A 260-nucleotide genomic window follows, 5' to 3' on the forward strand; every position below is an offset into this window, starting at 1 on the left:
GCCGTCGCCAGACCGTTCACGCCGCCGCCTTTCTGCCCGTCATCCAGGCTGAACTGCTGGCCTGCCGCACCCTGCAGTGAGGCGGTGCGCTGGCTCTTGCTGTAGCTCAGGTTCGGGCCGCCTTCCAGCGTCATGTTTGCGCTCCAGCCGTTTTTACCCGCGTAATCCAGCTTCAGACCGGCAACGGAGTCCACCGCCGTTTCGCTGCCCGCGTTCATCGTCAGGTTAAAATCACCCGCGCTGCGCTCGCGATAGCCATC

1 protein-coding gene is annotated in these 260 nt (G+C 64.2%); it reads right to left on the minus strand.

Annotation, left to right across the window (positions count from 1 at the left end; all coding sequences use genetic code 11):
- A partial coding sequence (locus LZP96_RS24100) for an autotransporter domain-containing protein (protein ID WP_258926383.1) occupies positions 1-260 on the minus strand: 260 nt, incomplete at both ends.

It is taken from the genome of Huaxiibacter chinensis (assembly GCF_022171985.1).
GTDB lineage: Bacteria > Pseudomonadota > Gammaproteobacteria > Enterobacterales > Enterobacteriaceae > Enterobacter > Enterobacter chinensis_A.